Here is a 17,106-nt window from a genome sequence, read left to right on the forward strand (position 1 = left end):
CAGGTCGCCCGCCGCCGGCAAGACAGGCCCGCCAGGGCCTGTCTTTTTTTCGTTGATGGGCGGAATTACCACGGTTTTGGCGCCGGTGCGCCCGATGCGGGCCGCGCGTTATTACAATATCCGCATCATCCGTACGGGGAGCGCGCATGAGGTGTCCATTCTGCGGCAACGCCGATACCCAGGTTGTCGACAGCAGGGTTTCGGAAGAGGGTGACACTATCCGGCGTCGCCGCCGTTGCCTGTCCTGCGACAAACGCTTCACCACCTACGAACGCGTCGAACTGGCCATGCCGTCGGTGGTCAAGCGCGACGGCAGCCGCACCGAGTATGACGCCGGCAAGGTGCGCGGCAGCCTGTCCCTGGCCTTGCGCAAGCGCCCGGTCAGCACCGACGAGGTCGACAGCGCCGTGGCGCGCATCGAGGAAACCCTGCTGGCCAGCGGCATGCGCGAAGTGCCCAGCGAGCAGATCGGCGAACTGGTCATGGGCGAACTCAAGCGCCTGGACAAGGTGGCCTACGTACGCTACGCCTCGGTCTACAAGAGCTTCGAGGACATCGGCGAGTTCGTCGAGGCGATCCGCGAGATGCAGGGGCCCTTGCTGCCGGGCAAGAAACTGCGCAAGGACTAGGGCGCCCCGGTTTCAGGCGGGGTGGCGGGCGGTGCTGGGCGAGCCCGATTCGTGGCGCCGCCAGACCCGCCGCATATGGTGGGCCGAGCCGAATCCGGCGCGCTCGGCCACGTGTTCGAGATCCAGCCGCGTTTCGCGGATCAGTTCGCGCGCCAGCGCCAGCCGCACCCGGTACAGGTAATCCATGGGCGTGCAGCCCGCGTGCTCGGCAAACAGGCGGCTGAGATGGCGCGCGCTGGTGTGCGCCTGCGCGGCCAGGGTTTGCGGCGTCCAGGCCGCCGCCGGGTTGTGCACGATGGCGTCCTGCACCCGGTGCACGCCGGGGTGCATGTGGTTGCGGCCGTCCAGCCAGGGCGAGATGGCCGGATCGGTGCCGGCGCGGCGCAGGTAGACCACCAGGTCGCGCGCCACCGCGCTGGCCACGCGCGGCCCGCACGTCCGGCTTACCAGGTAGAGCGCCAGGTCGATGCCGGCGGTGACGCCGGCGCTGGTCCAGATGCCGTCATCCTCCACGAAAATGCGATTGTCGTGAATGCGCGCGGTGGGTTCCAGCCGCGCCAGGCCGGGCAGGCAATCGTGGTGGCTGGTGCACTCGCGGTGGGCCAGCAGCCCGGCCGCGGCGGCCAGCAGCGCGCCCGAGCAGACCGACATCAGGTCGAAGCGGCCCCGCGCGCGGCATCGCGCCAGCCAGTCCACCACGGCGCGCAGCGGCGGGCGATCGAGCTGGAACGCCGCGTCGATGACGCCGGGCACCACCACCAGCGCCTGGGCCGGCAGGCTGGCCGGCAGGGGGGCGAGCCGGCTCAGGTGCAGCCCGGCCAGTCCGCATTCGACCTCGGGTTCGGGGCCGCAGTAGTGCAGCGCGAACGAGCCCGGACGCAGCTTGCTGGCGATGCGAAATGCTTCGGCGGGCCCGGCCAGGTCCAGCAGGACCAGGCCCGGAGGCACCACGAAATAGACTGGGACCATGGCGCGCCGCGCTCAGGCGGCCAGCGCGGCGGCGGCCGGCAGGACTTGCGCGAAGCGGTCCTGCAGCACCAGCTCGGTGCGTTCCCGGATCTCTGCCGGCGTATAGGTCTTGCCCGAGGCGGCGCGCATGGCGAAGGTCAGGGTGGCGTCGAGCGCGAAGCGGACCTTGAAGCCGGCGTCCGAGGCGTGGCGGGTGGTGGTTTCGCAGCACTGCTCGGTGCGGATGCCGCAGACGATGACCTCGCCGATGTCGTGCGCGAGCAGCCAGTCGTGCAGGCTGTGGCCGGCCTCGTCCCGGGCGTACAGGGACGAGTGCACCGTCTTGTGGAACACGGCGGTCGGGGCGATGCGCAGTCCGCGCAGGGCGACCACATGTCCCGAGGCCAGCGCGAACGGCGAGGCCGGGTCGTTGGCGGCGTTGACATGGAACACTTGCAGCACGGGAATATCGCGCTGGCGGCAGCCGTCGATCAGCGCCTGGACTTGCGCCAGGAACGCCGGCAGTTCGCTATCGTCCCAAAACGGACGGTGACGGAAGGATTCCTGGACATCGATGACGATCAGCGCTTGTTTCATGGCGTAGGCTCCCGGGTGGCGGTTTTTAGGTTGCTGAAGCGCTATTCTGCGCGCCGGCGCGAGGCCGGGCGAGATCCGTCATGGACCATCATCGGACCAATACGGACATTGTCATACGTTGCGTGCTACTGTAGCCGGAAGCGCGCCTGCCCGCGCATACAATCTCGATCGTGAATACCTCCCAGCCCACCGACGACGTTTCCTGGATGCGGCGCGCCCTGGCCCTGGCGCGTTCGGTCATGTACAGCACGGCCCCCAACCCGCGCGTGGGCTGCGTCATCGTGCGCGACGGGCAGGTGCTGGGCGAGGGCGCCACGCAGCCGCCAGGCGGCCCGCACGCCGAGGTGCGCGCGCTGCGCGAGGCCGCCGCGCGCGGCGCCTCGCTGGCGGGCGCCACGGTGTACGTGACGCTGGAGCCATGCAGCCATTTCGGCCGTACGCCGCCGTGCGTCGATGCCCTGGTGGCGGCGGCGCCGGCGCGCGTGGTGGTCGCCATGGGCGATCCCAACCCGCGCGTCAACGGCCAGGGCCTGGCGCGGCTGCGCGCCGCCGGCATCGCCGTGGCCGAGGATGTGTGCCGCGACGAGGCGCTGGAATTGAACGCGGGCTTCGCGGCGCGCATGAGCCGCGGCCTGCCGTGGGTCTGGCTGAAGCTGGCCGCTTCGCTGGATGGGCGCAGCGCCCTGCACAACGGCGTGTCGCAGTGGATCACCGGCGAAGCAGCGCGCGCCGACGGCCACCATTGGCGCGCCCGCAGCGGCGTGGTGCTGACCGGCATGGGTACGGTGCTCAAGGACGATCCGCAATTGAACGTGCGCGCGGTGCAGACCAGCCATCCGCCGCGCAAGGCGGTCATCGATGGGCGCTTCGAAATTCCCGAGGACGCGCGCCTGTTCGACGACGAGGCGCAGGTACTGATTTTCACGGCCCGTTCCGATGCGGCCAAGGCGCGCCGCATGGTCGAGCGCAATGCGCGTGTGATCGAACTGCCGGGCGCCCGCCCGGATCGCGTCGACCTGCCCGCCGTAATGCGTTGGCTGGCCGGCCAGGAAATCAACGAAGTGCACGTGGAAGCGGGGGCCGGATTGTCAGGCGCGCTGCTTGCTGAGGATTGCGTGGACGAGTTGCTGGTGTATCTGGCGCCCGTTTTGCTGGGCGACGCGGCGGGCATGGTACGACTGCCCTTGCTCGAACATCTCGATGGGGCGCGCCGCTTCGAATTCGCCGAACTGGCTGCGGTGGGCGCGGACGTGCGCCTGCGAGCCCGTGTGGCGTCGCGCTGGCGCGCGCTGCAGGACAGCGTGAGCGCCGCGTCGCGACAGCGTGGATAAACCATGCGCCCATCATGGCGGGCGCAATGAATTGTCCAAATGTGCAAAGGCGTTGCGCAATCGGAACGCCATGCGCGTGGTGCGCGTCTATCCGATAGGTTGTTAGCACTCGACGCAGGTCGCTGCCAGGCTCGCCATTGATGGCTAGAGCATATGGCGGGGTGGAAATTTGGCGATATGCGGAACTTGTGCGCGGCGATGCAAGCCTAAACCTTACAGGGTCTGGTATCCCGTCTATTGTGTGTGGCGAAAGTACTACGTCAATATGCTGTGGTCACGCGATTTGCAAGAAATTCTGGCATGTGCGCGTCGCCGGGCACACAATGAACCAACCCGACCTGTTTAGTAGTACGTCAGGCACTGTAGGAGGGTTAGCCGTGCAAAGCATCCTCGAAGGCTTCAAGTCGCACTACGCGAGGGACCAGGAAACCGAACTTTCCCTGGAAGAGTATCTCTCGCTGGCCAAGCAAGACCCCATGGCTTACGCCAGCCCCGCCGAACGCATGCTGGCGGCCATCGGCGAGCCGGAACTCATCGATACCCGCAACGATCCCCGGCTTTCGCGGTTGTTCTCCAACCGCCTGGTCCGGCGCTATCCGGCGTTCAAGGAGTTCTACGGCCTGGAGGACGTGATCGATCAGATCGTCGCGTTCTTCAAGCACGCCGCGCAGGGGCTGGAGGAGCGCAAGCAGATTCTCTATCTGCTGGGGCCGGTGGGCGGCGGCAAGTCCTCGATCGCCGAGCGGCTGAAGGTGCTGATGGAGGCCTATCCCATCTATGCGCTGAAGGGTTCGCCCGTCAACGAATCGCCGCTGGGCCTGTTCCATCCCGAGCGCTTCGGCGATACGCTGGAGCAGGAGTACGGCATCGCGCGCCGCTACCTGAGCGGCATCATGTCGCCCTGGGCGGTCAAGCGCCTGCGTGAATTCGACGGCGACATCTCGCAGTTCCGCGTCGTGCGGCTCAATCCTTCCGTGCTGCGCCAGGTGGCCATCGCCAAGACCGAGCCGGGCGACGAGAACAACCAGGACATTTCCTCGCTGGTGGGCAAGGTGGACATCCGCAAGCTGGAGCGCTACGCCCAGGACGACCCCGACGCCTACAGCTACTCGGGCGGCCTGTGCCTGGCCAACCAGGGCCTGCTGGAATTCGTCGAGATGTTCAAGGCGCCGATCAAGATGCTGCACCCCTTGCTGACCGCCACGCAGGAAGGCAACTTCAAGGGCACCGAGGGCTTTTCGGCCATTCCGTTCAACGGCATGATCCTGGCGCACTCGAACGAATCCGAGTGGCAGACATTCCGCAACAACAAGCACAACGAGGCTTTCCTCGACCGTATCTACATCGTCAAGGTGCCGTACTGCCTGCAGGTGTCGGAAGAGGTGTGCATCTACGAAAAGCTGCTGCGCCACAGTTCGCTGGCGCAGGCGCCGTGCGCGCCGGGAACGCTGGACATGATGGCGCAGTTCTCGGTGCTGACGCGCCTGAAGGAGCCCGAGAACTCCAGCATCTACTCCAAGCTGCGGGTCTACGACGGCGAAAGCCTCAAGGACGTGGACCCCAAGGCCAAGGCCCTGCAGGAGTACAAGGATTATGCCGGCACCGACGAGGGCATGACCGGCGTGTCCACCCGGTTCGCGTACAAGATCCTGTCCAGCGTCTTCAACTATGACCAGACCGAGGTGGCGGCCAACCCCGTGCACCTGATGTACGTGCTTGAGCAACGCATCGCCCGCGAAGACTTCCCCGAGGAAACCCGCCGGCGCTACCTGGAATTCATCAAGGGCTATCTGGCTCCGCGCTACGCCGAATTCATCGGCAAGGAAATCCAGACGGCCTACCTGGAGTCGTATTCGGAATACGGACAGAACATTTTCGACCGGTACGTAACATTTGCCGATTGCTGGATCCAGGACGAAGAGTTCCGCGACCCGGAAACCGGCGAGAGCTTCGATCGCTCCGCGCTCAACGACGAGCTGGAGAAAATCGAGAAACCGGCCGGCATCGCCAATCCGAAGGACTTCCGCAACGAGATCGTCAATTTCGTGCTGCGCGCGCGGGCCAACAACGCCGGGCGCAATCCCAACTGGACCAGCTACGAAAAGTTGCGCGAAGTCATCGAGAAGAAGATGTTCTCGAACACCGAAGACCTGTTGCCCGTGATCTCGTTCAACGCCAAGGCGTCGGCCGAAGACCGCAGCAAGCACCAGAGCTTCGTAGATCGTATGGTGGATAAGGGCTACACCGAAAAACAGGTTCGGCTTCTGTGCGAGTGGTATCTTAGAGTGAGGAAGTCTTCCTGAGCGAGGTGAATCATGAATTCGCTCATTGACCGGCGGCTCAACGGCCGCAACAAAAGCGCTGTCAACCGCGAGCGCTTTCTAAGGCGGTACAAGGATCAGATCCGCAAGGCAGTACAGGATCTGATCCGCGAACGGTCCATCTCGGACATGGACCAGGGCGGGGAAATCAACCTCCCCGCGCGCGATATCTCCGAGCCGAGCTTCCGGCACGGGGAGGGGGGCAATCGCGAGATCGTCCATCCCGGCAACCGCGAGTTCGCCAAGGGCGATACCTTCGATCGCCCGCAAGGCGGCGACGACGGCTCCGGCTCGCAGCCCGGCGAGGGCGAATCGGTGGACCAGTTCACCTTCAGCCTGTCGCGCGCCGAATTCCTGAACCTGTTCTTCGAGGACCTGGAGCTGCCGCATCTGGCGCGCACGCAGCTGGGCGACGTCAAGCAGCAACGCTGGCATCGCGCCGGCTACACCACTACCGGCTCGCCCAGCATGCTCAGCGTCAACCGCACGCTGAAGGCGTCCCTGTCGCGGCGGGTGGCGCTGGGAGTGGGCGCGCGCGCGGCGCTGGACGCGGCCGAACAGGAGCTGGAAGCGGCGCGCGAAGCCGGCGCGCCGCAGGCCGAACTGGACCGGCTGCTGGCCGAAGTCGAGAAGTGCGCCGCGCGGGTGGCGCGCGTGCCCTTCCTGGATGACCTCGACCTGCGCTATCGCAACCGCGTGGCGGTGGCGGTGCCCATGGCGCGCGCCGTCATGTTCTGCCTGATGGACGTGTCCGGGTCGATGGACGAAATGAAGAAGGACCTGGCCAAGCGCTTCTTCACGCTGCTGTACATGTTCCTGTCGCGCAAGTACGAGCATGTGGACGTGATCTTCATCCGCCATACCGACAACGCCGAGGAGGTGGACGAGCAGACGTTCTTCTACGATCCCAAGAGCGGCGGCACCATCGTGCTGTCCGCCCTCGAGCTGATGCACGAGATCGTGCAGAAGCGCTATTCGCCGGCGACCTGGAACATCTACGCGGCACAGGCCAGCGACGGCGACTCGTTTGGCGCCGATGCGGGCAAGAGCGCGCGCTTTCTGGCCGAGAACCTGCTGCCGGCCACGCGCTATTTCGCCTATATCGAAGTTCCCGACTCGCAGGAGGCGCGCAAGAGCAGCCTGTGGGCCGAATACGAACAAGAGTCGGCGTCGCATTTCGTGATGCGGCGCATATGCGAACGCGGGGAGATCTTCCCGGTGTTCCATGACCTGTTCAAGAAGGAAACCGTATGAATGCGATCACCGGTGGCGGCGAACTGCATGCGGTCGGCCGCGCGCAACCCATTTCGGAAGGCTCGGAATGGACCTTCGAGCTGATCCAGCGCTACGACGAGGCGATCTCGGAGATCGCCCGCGAGTACCGCCTGGACACCTATCCCAACCAGATCGAAGTCATCACCTCCGAGCAGATGCTCGATGCCTATGCGTCGGCCGGGCTGCCCATCGGCTATCCGCACTGGTCGTACGGCAAGGAGTTCATCCGCAACGAACAGTACTACCGCAAGGGCATGCAGGGCCTGGCGTACGAGATCGTCATCAATTCCAGCCCCTGCATCGCCTACCTGATGGAGGAAAACTCCATGGCGATGCAGGCGCTGGTGATCGCGCACGCCTGCTATGGCCACAACTCCTTCTTCAAGGGCAATTACCTGTTCCGGCAATGGACCGACGCCGACAGCATCCTCGACTACCTGGTTTTCGCGCGCAAATACGTGATGGACTGCGAAGACCGCTACGGCATCGAGGCCGTCGAGGCGGTGCTGGATTCCTGTCATGCGCTGGCGGCGCACGGCGTGGACCGCTACAAGCGGCCTGCGCCCATCTCGTACCGCGAAGAGGCGCAGCGCCAGGCCGAGCGCGCGGAGCATGCGCGCCGGCAGTACAACGATCTGTGGCGCACCGTGCCGCGCCAGGAGGCGCCGGCCGGCGCCGGCGAGCGGCGCGCCGTGTTCCCGCCCGAACCCGAGGAAAACCTGCTGTACTTCATCGAGAAGTACGCGCCCAAGCTGGAGCCGTGGCAGAAGGAACTGGTGCGCATCGTGCGCAAGATCGCCCAGTACTTCTATCCGCAGGGCCAGACCAAGGTCATGAACGAGGGCTGGGCCACGTTCTGGCACTACACCCTGCTCAACCGGCTGCACCAGAAAGGGCGGGTCACCGACGGCTTCATGATCGAGGTGCTGCAAAGCCACACCAACGTGGTCAGCCAGCGGGGCTTCGACGAGCGCGGCTATGGCGGCGTCAACCCGTATGCGCTGGGGTTTTCGATGATGCAGGATATCCGCCGCATCTGCGAGCGGCCGGACGAGGAAGACCGCCGCTGGTTTCCGGACATCGCCGGCAGCGACTGGCTGACGACGCTGGACTTCGCCATGCGCAACTTCAAGGACGAGTCCTTCATTTCGCAGTACCTGTCGCCGCGGCTGATCCGCGAGTTCCGCTTCTTCGCGATCGCCGACCACCAGGCCAATCCCAAGCTGGAGGTCGCCGCCATTCACGACGACGAGGGTTACCGGCAGATCCGCAAGCTGCTGGCGGCCCAGCACAACCGTGACAACCAGGTGCCGGATATCCAGGTGGTGCGCTACTTCCGCGAGTCCGACCGCGCGCTGGTGCTGCGCCACCAGCAAAGCCGCGGCCGCCCGCTGGCGGGCGAGGACGCCGACAAGGTCATGAAGCACCTGGCCAGGCTGTGGGGTTTCCGGGTGCGCCTGGAAGAGGCGGCGCCCGACGGCACGGTGCTGTCGTACCGCCAGATCGAGCCCTAGCGCGGGGCGGCGCGCCAACCGCCGGCGCCGGCCCAGGCCACGCCGATGACGGGCCCCGCCGCCAGCACGGCCATCACGTATGGCGCCGGCAGGGCGCCGGCCAGCGCGTCCAGCAGCTGGATGCTGACCACCGTGATGGCAAAGCCGATGGCGTTGACCAGGGTGACGATGCTGCCGACTTGCGCCGGCGGCGACTCCTGCGCCACCAGGGCCGCGAACTGCGGCGAATCGCCCACCACCACGATGCCCCAGAACAGCAGGAAGGCCAGGAAGGCGGGCGTGGGCAGGGCAAAGCACAGCGGCGAAAGCACGCAGCATGCGCCCGACAATGACAGTTGGGTCAGCGCCACCGGCCGGCTGCCCAGCCGGCGCGACACGAAGCCGCCGCCCACGCAGCCCAGCGCGCCCAGGCCGATGACGGCGAACGCCCACAGGGAAACCGTCGGCGCCGCCATGGGCGCGCCCAGGGCCGCGGCGTGCGCGGCCACGTAGAAGGGCACGAAGGTCCAGAACGCGTAGAGCTCCCACATATGCCCGAAGTAGCCGATGGCGGCCGCGCGCAGGCCGGGCAGGCGCCAGGCCTGCGCCAGCGTGCCGCCGCCCGTCGACGGCGCGCGCCGCGCGTACGGGCCGTCGGGCACCCAGGCCAGCATGGCCGCGCCGCCCAGCACCGCGATGGCCGAGGCGCTGGCCAGCACCAGGCCGCCGTCGATCCGTGCGCCCAGGGCCCGCATCAGATGGGGAAAGGAAGTGCCCAGCACCAGCGCGCCGGTCAGGAAACCCAGCGCATGCCCCAGCCCGGCCTGGAACCAGCCGGCCGCGGCACGGATGCCCACCGGATAGATGCCGGCCAGCGCCACGCCCACGAAGAACCGCAGGATCAGCACCGCCGCGTCGGGTTGCGGCAGCGTCGCCAGGGCGAGCATGGTCAGCGGATAGTTGCAGGCCGCGCCCAGCAGGCACGAGCCGAAGAACAGCCGGGAGGCCGCGTAGCGGTCGGCGATGCGCAGCCAGGCCGAGCAAAGCGTGCCGACGATGAAGCCCAGCTGAACCGCGCTGGCCACGTACGCCACGCTGTCGCCCATGCCCAGGTCGGCGCTGGCGGCGTTGCCGGCGAACCAGAGCGAGGTGCCGCAGAACTGCGCCAGTACGATGATGGGCAGGATGCGCCGCGGACGCGTTGTGCTCACGCCGCGCCGCCGGTGGCCGGCCGCGCCGGCGCCCGGGCGGGCACCGTCACGGCCAGTACGCCCAGGTCGGGCGCCGTGTCCAGGTCCAGGATGGCGTCGCGCAGCCGCTCGGCCGCGCCCGCGCCGATCACCGGCGCGGCCAGGGCGCGGAACTTGGCCTGCAGGCGCGCGGCTTCGTCGTCGATGCTGCCGGCCGGCACGCCCGCGTCATGGCGCGCCTGCATGGTCGAGCCATCGCGGTGCTCGATCAGCATGCGCGATTCCATCATGGCGAGGTCGTCGTGGAATTCGACCCGCATGCGGTCGCGCAGGCCGGCGATGGCGGGGTCGGCCAGGCGGGCCGGCGTATAGGCGTCGATGGCGCTGGCGTCCAGCCCGAGCAGGCCGAACGCGGCGTTCATGCGCAGGCTGAAGCGGGCTTCGCTGGCGGTGCGGGGCGTGGCGATATTGCACATGTTCTCGCTGCCGGGATGGGCATGCAGGGTGACCCGGGCGATATCCTGCACGCGTGCGCCACGTTCACGCAGCATCCGGCCGCATTCGATCACGGCGTGGGTGCCATAGCAGGATGCATGGTACTTGAAGAGGCGCCCGCCGAGGAAGAGTCCGCCGGGCGGCGTGGCGATGGCCGCGGACCAGTCCGGCGCCGGGCTGAGCACGGCCGCGAAACCCTGCGTGGCCTCCAGGCCCTGCTGGCCCGCGTCCAGCCCGCGCGCGGCCAGCCGGGCAGCCATCAGGCCGTTGCGCGCGGCCAGGCCGGCATGCAGCGGCTTGGCCATGGTGCCGAACATGGCTTTCAGGCCGCCGGCCTGCGTGCCGGCCAGGCACAGCGCGGAGGCCGTCTGCGCCGTGGACAGGCGCATCAGCGTGGCGCACGCCGCGGCCGCGGCCACGGCGCCGGCCGTGGCGGTGGCGTGATAGCCATGGCGGTAGTGGGCGTCGCCCAGCCAGCGTCCCACGCGGCAGGCCGTTTCGTAGCCGGCCGCGAAGGCCGCCATGACTTCGCGCGCCGTGCTGCCGCGCGCCTGCGCCAGCGGCAGCAGCGCCGAGTACACGACCGCGCTTGGATGGCCGGTGATGGCCAGGTTGACGTCGTCGTAGTCCAGCCAGTGCGCCGCGGTGCCCTGGATCAGCGCCGCAGCGCCTTGCGAGACGGCCGCGGCGTGGCCGATCACCGGCGCGGCGCCGCCCGCGCCTTCCTCGAGCGCGTCGTCGAGCAGCGCGGTGACGGCGGGCTCGCGGCAGGCCGCCAGCGTGACCGCATACCAGTCGAGGATGCAGTGGCGGACGATGCGCCGCGCATCGGCGGGCAGCATCTCGTAGTGGAACCCCAGGGCGTGTTCGGCCAGCCAGCGGGTGGCTGGCGGCTGGCCGGTGGCGTGGGCTGCGGGCATGGAGGGTCCTTCTCAATCGCCGGGCTGGATGCCGGCCTGTTTCATGACCTGGCCATAGCGGCCCAGTTCGTCCTTGATGAGCGCGGCGAACTCGGCGCCGGGCATGCCGGAGATGTCGGTGCCTTGCGCCTGCAGCTTTTCCTGGACGTCGGGCATCTTCAGCACCTCGCCGACATCGGCCTGGATCCTGGCCACCACCGCTTCCGGCGTGCCGGCGGGCGCCAGCAGGCCGATCCAGGCCGCCATCTCGTAGCCGGGCAGGCCGGCCTCGCGCATGGTGGGCACGTCCGGCAGGGACGAGGAGCGCCGGGTGGTGGTGACCGCCAGCGGGCGCAGCTTGCCGGCCTTCAGGTGCGGCAGCGACAGCGCCACGGTGTCGAACATGATGTCGACCTGGCCGCCGAGCAGGTCGGCCACCGCCGGCGCGGCGCCCTTGTAGGGCACGTGCACCATGTCCACGCCCGCCTGCTCCTTGAACATTTCGCCGGCCAGGTGGATGGAGCTGCCGGTGCCCGATGAGGCGAAGGTGTACTTGCCCGGGTTCTTCTTCAGCAGGGCGATGAGCTCCTGGACCGACTTCGCCGGCACCGAGGGATTGACTTCCAGGACGTTGGGCGCCCAGGCCAGCAAGGTCACCGGCGTGAAGCTGTTCACCGGATCCCAGGGCAGCCTGGAGGAAAGATTGGGTCCCATGGTGTGGCTGCTGGTGGTGGCGACCAGCAGCGTGTGGCCGTCCGGCGCCGAGCGCGCGACGTAGGTGGATCCGATCGAGCCGGTGGCGCCGGCGCGGTTCTCGACCACCACCGACTGCCCCCATTTTTCGCTCAGTTTCTGGGCCACGGTGCGGGCGATGATGTCGGTGGCCGCGCCGGGCGGGAACGGCACCACCATGCTGACCGGGCGGTCCGGGAAGGAGGCGGCGTCGGCGGCGCTGGCCGCCTGCGGCAGCGCGGCCGCGCCGGCGGTCAGGGCGGCGAGCGCCAGCCCGGCGGCGAGGCGGGCGCCTCGGGAGTGTAGTCGTGTATGCATGGTCTTGGTCTTCCCCTGTGGTGGTCCATGGTCCTGGCCGTCCCGGCGCCGGGACGGAGCGCGGCTCAGCGTTTGCTCAAGGTGCGGTTGATTTCGTTGGTCATGATCATCAGGCCTTCGTCAAAGCCCAGGCCCGGCTTGGTCAGCATGCGCCAGGCGCCGAACGCCAGGCCCACGTGGATGGAGGCGCGCGACGAGATGTCGGTTTCGTTGCAGCTGCCGCCCAGGTAGGCCAGCGTGCCGTGCTCCTGGCAGCCCTGGATGGCGTCGATGGTGGTCAGCAGCGAGCCGTTGTCCGGCATCTTGATCTGCACGGCGTGGGCCGCGCCGGATGCGGCGAACGCCCGCACGTTGCCCGGCCCGTTGGCCCATTCGTCGGCGATCAGGCGGGCGTTGGGCAGGCGCGCGTCCAGCTTGGCGCGCAGCGAGCCCATCCGTTCGCGGGCCTCGCCGGCGCTGCCCGACAGCATCGGATCCTCGAAGAAGACGGTCAGCCCGGCGGCGCGCTCGCAGATGGTGGCCAGATAGTCGAGGACGCGGTCCTCGTCGTTGTCCAGCATCCGTCCCAGCGAGGAATGGAAATCGAAATGCAGGTCCGGCCGGTAGCCCGGGCCGCCCAGCTTGCGGATGCGTCCGGCGATCCAGGCGGCGTACTCCGGCAGGCGTTCGCATTCGGCGCGGCTCTGGATGGCCGATTGCGGGAACATGTCCAGGCCGCGCACGATGGCCTTTTCCACGTTGGCCTCCCAGGCGCCGCCGCACGATCCGGCAAAGCCCGGGCCCCGGGTGGGGGCGGGGCGGCCGAATTCGCGGCACAGCACGTCCACCATCCGGGTGCGGCTGGCCAGCGCCGCCGCGCCCAGCAGCGCCTGGGTCACGCCGTACTCGACCGGCAGGCGCAGCGTGTCGGCCAACGGCACCGCATCCAGGGCGCCGGCGGCTTCGCGAAAGCCGGCGAAGGTGCGTCCGGCCAGGTTTTCCTGCAGCACGGCCTGTACGGCCTGGGCATCCTCGCGCCGCAGGGGCAGGGGGCGCCCGGCATAGCCGGCGTTGGCCACCGTAGTGCAGTCGCCATGGGCCGTTTGCCCATCGGCGAGGTCCAGGCTGACCAGATAGGCCACGCTGGGCGAGCGCACCGCCGGAAAGGCCGGCGAGCTGGTCGGACCCTCGAAGAAATAGCCGTCGGCCGTGGCGCCGGTCTGCACCGCCATCTGGTCGTTGATCCAGTGGCCGCCTATGCCCGCCGTCACGCGCACGGCTTCGATACGGATGGGGGGAACGTCCTGCTGCATGGGTTTCATTGCATCCTGCGTAAGGGAAGGGGCTGGGAAGGGGCGGCGGCGGTTCAGGCCGTCGGCCTAGTGATACGCTTATGAATCGTTTTCAGTACAAAGACTAGTTGACTATGCAACCTGCGTCAAGCGCCGGGCGTCGGCCCGCCGTGCCCGTCTATCTCAAGATCCGCAACGCCATCCGCGATGCGATCAGCAACGCCGCCTACGCGCCGGGCGACCTGCTGCCATCGGAAACCGAGCTCGCCAAGCGCTACGCCACGACGCGCGCGACGGTGGTGCACGCGATCCAGCAACTGGTGTTCGAGGGGCTGGTCGAGCGCAAGCGCGGCGTCGGCAGTTTCGTCGCGCAGCCCAAGCTGTCGTCCACGGTGGACACGCACCGGGTGGCCTATTTCGAGCAGGACGCCTTCGCGCGCGATCTCACCTATGAGGTGATCGGCTACGGCAAGGCGGTGGTCGAAGACCACGTGCGCGATACGCTGCGGCTGGGGCGCGGCGAGCCGGTCTACCGGCTGCAGCGCCTGCGCCTGCTGTCGGGCAAGCCGATCGCCTTCGAGTTGCGCTACCTGCCCGCGCTGGTGGGCGCGCGGCTGACCGCCGACATGCTGGCGCGGCGCTCGGTCCAGTCGCTGCTGGACGAGGAGGTCGGCATGCCGATCACGCGCTTTCTCAACGCGGTGCGGGTCGCGCTGGTGCCGGCGGCCGTGGCCAGGCATCTGCAGCTGGAGAAGGGCCGGCCCGTCATGGTGCGCACGCACACCTTCCTGGACGCGGCCGATACGCCATTGCTGTGGGGCGAAACCCTGTACCGCGAGGAGTACCAGATCAACTACGTCCTGACGGCCATGGAAGCGCCCGACGAAGCCCTGGGCCGCGCGCCGCGCAAGGGCGCCGGCCGCGCGTAGCGGCGGGGCCACACAAGCCGGGACAAGCCTGCCCGAATCCTGCTAGAATCGCAGATTCGCTTTTCCCGCGTGCCTTGCCGCGCGGGCAAGTCGCGAGTCCAGATCAGGACAGGTGGCCGAGTGGTTGAAGGCGCACGCCTGGAAAGCGTGTATACGTGATAAGCGTATCGGGGGTTCGAATCCCCCTCTGTCCGCCAACTTTTTTCTGCAAGCTCCATTCACGGACTGGCGTATCGCCAGGGCAGGATTGCCGCAATCCGTGGATCCGTGGCGGCTACTTTTGTCGTATTCATTGCCAGGCGCGCGCGCCTGGCCCGCTATCGTCCCTTCGGGCCGCGACAGGCGCTGTGCGCCGGCGGGTCGCGCTTGCGCCTGGCCGTCGCCGGCCGGTTGCGCGGGCGGCCAGAAAAAGGGCGCACGGTCGAAATTTGCACGCATCTTATTGCGTGTTATTGCATATTGGGTCTTTTTTCGGTGGTATTCCACGCATATTCCGCGGGTTTTCTATCTATCTGAAAACAATGGGCTTTTTATAATCGCAAATAATGCGTGTTCATTTCCGGGTAAATAAATCCGGGGTATGTTGTGATACCATTTGCTGATTATGTCATTTTGCATGCTCGCGGGAATATATTCAAAGGTTATGGGGCCGTTGTTTTTTCAGGTTGTGCCTTGGATGAGTTCTTGCCTGTTTTCTGCATTAATGACCGAGCCTGCGGCGGCACAGCCCGCGGGCGCGGACGGCTGCCATGTCTGACACCCTGGATCAGTGGCGCGCGGGCCTGACGCTGGGCTTCGCGCCCGGCCACGCGGGCCGCACCGTGCTGCGCGAGCGCGCGCACTACGGGCCCATGCTGGTGCAGCGGGCGCTGTATCCGGAAGGGCCGCAGGTCTGCCACGTCGCCATTCTCCATCCTCCTTCGGGCATCGCGGGCGGGGACGCGCTCGAGATCCGCGTCGACGTGGCTGGCGGCGCGCGCGCGGCGCTTACGACGCCCGGCGCCACGCGCTGGTACAAGTCGAACGGCCGCCAGGCCTCGCAGGACGTGCAGCTGCGCGTGGCGGCGGGGGCCCGGCTCGATTGGCTGCCCCTGGAGAGCATCTTCTTCGAAGAGGCCGACGCCTGGTCGCGCAACCGGATCCGGCTTGAATCGGGCGCGGCCGCCATCGGCTGGGACCTGATCCAGTTCGGGCGGGTGAACCAGCCCGGCCATTGGGGCCAGGGCCGCCTGCATACCGCCACCGAGCTGTACGTGGACGACCGGCTGCTATGGGTGGACCAGGGGCTGGTCGGCGCGCAGGACGACGTCCGGCGCCAGGTCTCGGCCCTGGCGGGCTTTCCGGTCCATGCCGCGCTGTGGTGCTTCGGCCCCCGCCTGGACGCGGGGCAGAACGAGGAGCTGGCCGGCCTGATGCCGTGGAGCGACACGGTGCGCGGCGCGGCCACCACGCTGCCGTACGACGCGACGCAGTCGCTGTGCCTGGTGCGCTGCCTGGGCGTGCACATGGAGGATGTCAGGTCTGTGATGACCGAGGCGTGGGCCTACCTGCGCCCGCGCGTGCTCGATACACCCGCCGTCGTGCCCCGGCTCTGGGCCACCTGATACGCCGCGCGAGGGGCCGCGGACCGGCCATGCGGCGGGCGCTTGCGCGCCGGCCGGGCATGAACCGCCCCTGGTATGCATACACAAAGGAAGAACCGCCATGGAACTGACTCCACGGGAAAAAGACAAGCTGCTGATCTTTACCGCGGCCCTGCTTGCCGAGCGCCGGCGCGCGCGCGGCCTGAAGCTGAACTATCCGGAGACGGTGGCGCTGATCACGGCCGCGCTGATGGAAGGCGCGCGCGACGGCAAGACCGTCGCCGAGCTGATGAGCGAGGGCACGCGGATCCTGACGCGCGATGAGGTCATGGAAGGGGTGCCGGAGATGATTTCCAACATCCAGGTGGAAGTCACGTTTCCCGATGGCACCAAGCTGATTACCGTCCACAACCCGGTCGTCTGAGCACCGGGTCGGGATTTTCGTCATTCATGAATTTGGAGATTCGCATGAAAGCAATGTCTAAGCGCGCGATGCTGGGCTCGGGCGTGGCCGCCCTGATGCTGTTCTCGGGCGCCGCCCTGGCGCACCCGGGCCATATCGGCCACGAGCTGCCGGGCAGCATGTTCGCGGCGGGTTTCTGGCATCCGCTGACCGGGTTCGACCACCTGCTGGCGATGCTGGCGGTCGGCATGTGGAGCGCGTTGACGCACCACACGGCGCGCCAGGCGGTGTGGCTGCCGATCATGTTTCTCGTGCTGCTGTTCGCCGGCGCGATGATGGGCATGGCCGGCGTGCGCCTGCCGGCCGTCGAGCCGGTCATCATGGTCTCGCTGCTGGTGCTGGGCCTGCTGGTGGCCAGCCGCAAGGCCGTGCAGGGCTGGCCGGGGTTCGCGCTGGTGGGGGGATTCGCCCTGTTCCATGGCCTGGCCCACGGGATGGAGCTGCCCGGCAGCGAGGGCGCGCTGGGCTTCGTGGCGGGTTTCATGCTCGCCACCCTGGCGCTGCACCTGGCCGGCCTGTTCGCGGGGTTCCGCCTCAAGCACTGGAACCTGTGGCTGTCGCGGGCGCTGGGCGTGGGCATCGCCGGCTATGGCGCGCTGCTGTTCGTCGGCGCTCAGGTCTGACCAGGGAGA

15 protein-coding genes and 1 tRNA gene are annotated in these 17,106 nt (G+C 67.9%); 10 read left to right on the forward strand and 6 right to left on the reverse strand.

What is annotated here, in order from left to right:
* Positions 1-146 precede the first annotated feature (146 nt).
* Positions 147-629 carry a transcriptional regulator NrdR gene (nrdR, locus tag CAL11_RS03235; protein WP_003814871.1) on the forward strand — a complete coding sequence of 161 codons (483 nt, stop codon included), beginning with the start codon at positions 147-149 and terminating at the stop codon, positions 627-629.
* A gap of 12 nt (positions 630-641) precedes the next feature.
* Here the strand turns inward: nrdR and CAL11_RS03240 are convergent, their stop codons facing one another.
* Together CAL11_RS03240 and CAL11_RS03245 are read right to left on the reverse strand one after the other, a co-directional pair.
* Positions 642-1,598, reverse strand: coding sequence for a GlxA family transcriptional regulator (locus tag CAL11_RS03240; RefSeq protein ID WP_086092134.1), 957 nt, complete (start codon positions 1,596-1,598; stop codon positions 642-644).
* Positions 1,599-1,610: 12 nt separating this feature from the next.
* Complete coding sequence (locus CAL11_RS03245) at positions 1,611-2,174, reverse strand: cysteine hydrolase family protein (RefSeq protein WP_033460569.1); 564 nt, start codon at positions 2,172-2,174, stop codon at positions 1,611-1,613.
* A gap of 206 nt (positions 2,175-2,380) precedes the next feature.
* On the opposite strand from CAL11_RS03245, the gene ribD reads away from it, so the two are divergent.
* From ribD to CAL11_RS03265, 4 genes are all read left to right on the forward strand, one after another.
* Positions 2,381-3,505, forward strand: coding sequence for a bifunctional diaminohydroxyphosphoribosylaminopyrimidine deaminase/5-amino-6-(5-phosphoribosylamino)uracil reductase RibD (gene ribD / locus CAL11_RS03250; protein WP_086094504.1), 1,125 nt, complete (start codon positions 2,381-2,383; stop codon positions 3,503-3,505).
* Between the two features lie 377 nt (positions 3,506-3,882).
* A complete protein-coding gene (locus CAL11_RS03255; RefSeq protein WP_033460565.1) occupies positions 3,883-5,808 on the forward strand; it encodes a PrkA family serine protein kinase in 1,926 nt (641 codons plus the stop codon).
* A gap of 12 nt (positions 5,809-5,820) precedes the next feature.
* On the forward strand, positions 5,821-7,080 hold the full coding sequence (locus tag CAL11_RS03260) for a YeaH/YhbH family protein (RefSeq protein WP_086092135.1): 1,260 nt from the start codon (positions 5,821-5,823) through the stop codon (positions 7,078-7,080).
* Positions 7,077-8,615, forward strand: a complete 1,539-nt coding sequence (locus tag CAL11_RS03265; protein ID WP_033460562.1) for a SpoVR family protein — start codon at positions 7,077-7,079, stop codon at positions 8,613-8,615. The genes CAL11_RS03260 and CAL11_RS03265 overlap by 4 nt, the downstream gene beginning before the upstream one ends.
* Here the strand turns inward: CAL11_RS03265 and CAL11_RS03270 are convergent.
* The 4 genes from CAL11_RS03270 to CAL11_RS03285 form a co-directional block, all read right to left on the reverse strand.
* Positions 8,612-9,805: an MFS transporter gene (locus tag CAL11_RS03270; RefSeq protein ID WP_086092136.1), complete on the reverse strand. Its 1,194-nt coding sequence runs from the start codon at positions 9,803-9,805 to the stop codon at positions 8,612-8,614. The genes CAL11_RS03265 and CAL11_RS03270 overlap by 4 nt on opposite strands.
* Positions 9,802-11,199, reverse strand: a complete 1,398-nt coding sequence (locus CAL11_RS03275) for an MmgE/PrpD family protein (protein WP_086092137.1) — start codon at positions 11,197-11,199, stop codon at positions 9,802-9,804. Before CAL11_RS03275 ends, CAL11_RS03270 begins: the two co-directional genes overlap by 4 nt.
* Positions 11,200-11,211: 12 nt before the next feature.
* Positions 11,212-12,228 carry a Bug family tripartite tricarboxylate transporter substrate binding protein gene (locus CAL11_RS03280; protein WP_086092138.1) on the reverse strand — a complete coding sequence of 339 codons (1,017 nt, stop codon included), beginning with the start codon at positions 12,226-12,228 and terminating at the stop codon, positions 11,212-11,214.
* Between the two features lie 65 nt (positions 12,229-12,293).
* Positions 12,294-13,529, reverse strand: coding sequence for a methylaspartate ammonia-lyase (locus tag CAL11_RS03285; protein WP_086092139.1), 1,236 nt, complete (start codon positions 13,527-13,529; stop codon positions 12,294-12,296).
* Between the two features lie 104 nt (positions 13,530-13,633).
* Here CAL11_RS03285 and CAL11_RS03290 point away from each other — a divergent pair, with 104 nt between their 5' ends.
* The 5 genes from CAL11_RS03290 (at position 13,634) to CAL11_RS03310 (ending at position 17,097) form a co-directional block, all read left to right on the forward strand.
* Positions 13,634-14,428: a GntR family transcriptional regulator gene (locus CAL11_RS03290; RefSeq protein ID WP_086092140.1), complete on the forward strand. Its 795-nt coding sequence runs from the start codon at positions 13,634-13,636 to the stop codon at positions 14,426-14,428.
* 106 nt (positions 14,429-14,534) lie between these two features.
* Positions 14,535-14,625 (forward strand) — tRNA-Ser (locus CAL11_RS03295).
* A gap of 552 nt (positions 14,626-15,177) precedes the next feature.
* Positions 15,178-16,032, forward strand: a complete 855-nt coding sequence (locus CAL11_RS03300) for an urease accessory protein UreD (protein ID WP_086092141.1) — start codon at positions 15,178-15,180, stop codon at positions 16,030-16,032.
* A 100-nt stretch (positions 16,033-16,132) separates the two neighbouring features.
* A complete protein-coding gene (locus tag CAL11_RS03305) occupies positions 16,133-16,435 on the forward strand; it encodes an urease subunit gamma (RefSeq protein ID WP_033460548.1) in 303 nt (100 codons plus the stop codon).
* Positions 16,436-16,479: 44 nt separating this feature from the next.
* On the forward strand, positions 16,480-17,097 hold the full coding sequence (locus CAL11_RS03310; protein WP_167382443.1) for a HupE/UreJ family protein: 618 nt from the start codon (positions 16,480-16,482) through the stop codon (positions 17,095-17,097).
* Positions 17,098-17,106 lie beyond the last annotated feature (9 nt).

It is taken from the genome of Bordetella genomosp. 6 (genome assembly GCF_002119705.1).
In the GTDB taxonomy this organism is placed as follows: domain Bacteria; phylum Pseudomonadota; class Gammaproteobacteria; order Burkholderiales; family Burkholderiaceae_B; genus Bordetella; species Bordetella bronchiseptica_F.

What these genes read in the sequence shown, in the direction of transcription:
- nrdR (WP_003814871.1), top strand. Translation starts at nt 147, where the DNA reads ATGAGGTGTCCATTCTGCGGCAACGCCGATACCCAGGTTGTCGACAGC.
- CAL11_RS03240 (WP_086092134.1), bottom strand. Translation starts at nt 1,598, where the DNA reads ATGGTCCCAGTCTATTTCGTGGTGCCTCCGGGCCTGGTCCTGCTGGAC.
- CAL11_RS03300 (WP_086092141.1), top strand. Translation starts at nt 15,178, where the DNA reads ATGTCTGACACCCTGGATCAGTGGCGCGCGGGCCTGACGCTGGGCTTC.
- ribD (WP_086094504.1), top strand. Translation starts at nt 2,381, where the DNA reads ATGCGGCGCGCCCTGGCCCTGGCGCGTTCGGTCATGTACAGCACGGCC.
- CAL11_RS03285 (WP_086092139.1), bottom strand. Translation starts at nt 13,529, where the DNA reads ATGAAACCCATGCAGCAGGACGTTCCCCCCATCCGTATCGAAGCCGTG.
- CAL11_RS03245 (WP_033460569.1), bottom strand. Translation starts at nt 2,174, where the DNA reads ATGAAACAAGCGCTGATCGTCATCGATGTCCAGGAATCCTTCCGTCAC.
- CAL11_RS03265 (WP_033460562.1), top strand. Translation starts at nt 7,077, where the DNA reads ATGAATGCGATCACCGGTGGCGGCGAACTGCATGCGGTCGGCCGCGCG.
- CAL11_RS03280 (WP_086092138.1), bottom strand. Translation starts at nt 12,228, where the DNA reads ATGCATACACGACTACACTCCCGAGGCGCCCGCCTCGCCGCCGGGCTG.
- CAL11_RS03290 (WP_086092140.1), top strand. Translation starts at nt 13,634, where the DNA reads ATGCAACCTGCGTCAAGCGCCGGGCGTCGGCCCGCCGTGCCCGTCTAT.
- CAL11_RS03310 (WP_167382443.1), top strand. Translation starts at nt 16,480, where the DNA reads ATGAAAGCAATGTCTAAGCGCGCGATGCTGGGCTCGGGCGTGGCCGCC.
- CAL11_RS03275 (WP_086092137.1), bottom strand. Translation starts at nt 11,199, where the DNA reads ATGCCCGCAGCCCACGCCACCGGCCAGCCGCCAGCCACCCGCTGGCTG.
- CAL11_RS03305 (WP_033460548.1), top strand. Translation starts at nt 16,133, where the DNA reads ATGGAACTGACTCCACGGGAAAAAGACAAGCTGCTGATCTTTACCGCG.
- CAL11_RS03260 (WP_086092135.1), top strand. Translation starts at nt 5,821, where the DNA reads ATGAATTCGCTCATTGACCGGCGGCTCAACGGCCGCAACAAAAGCGCT.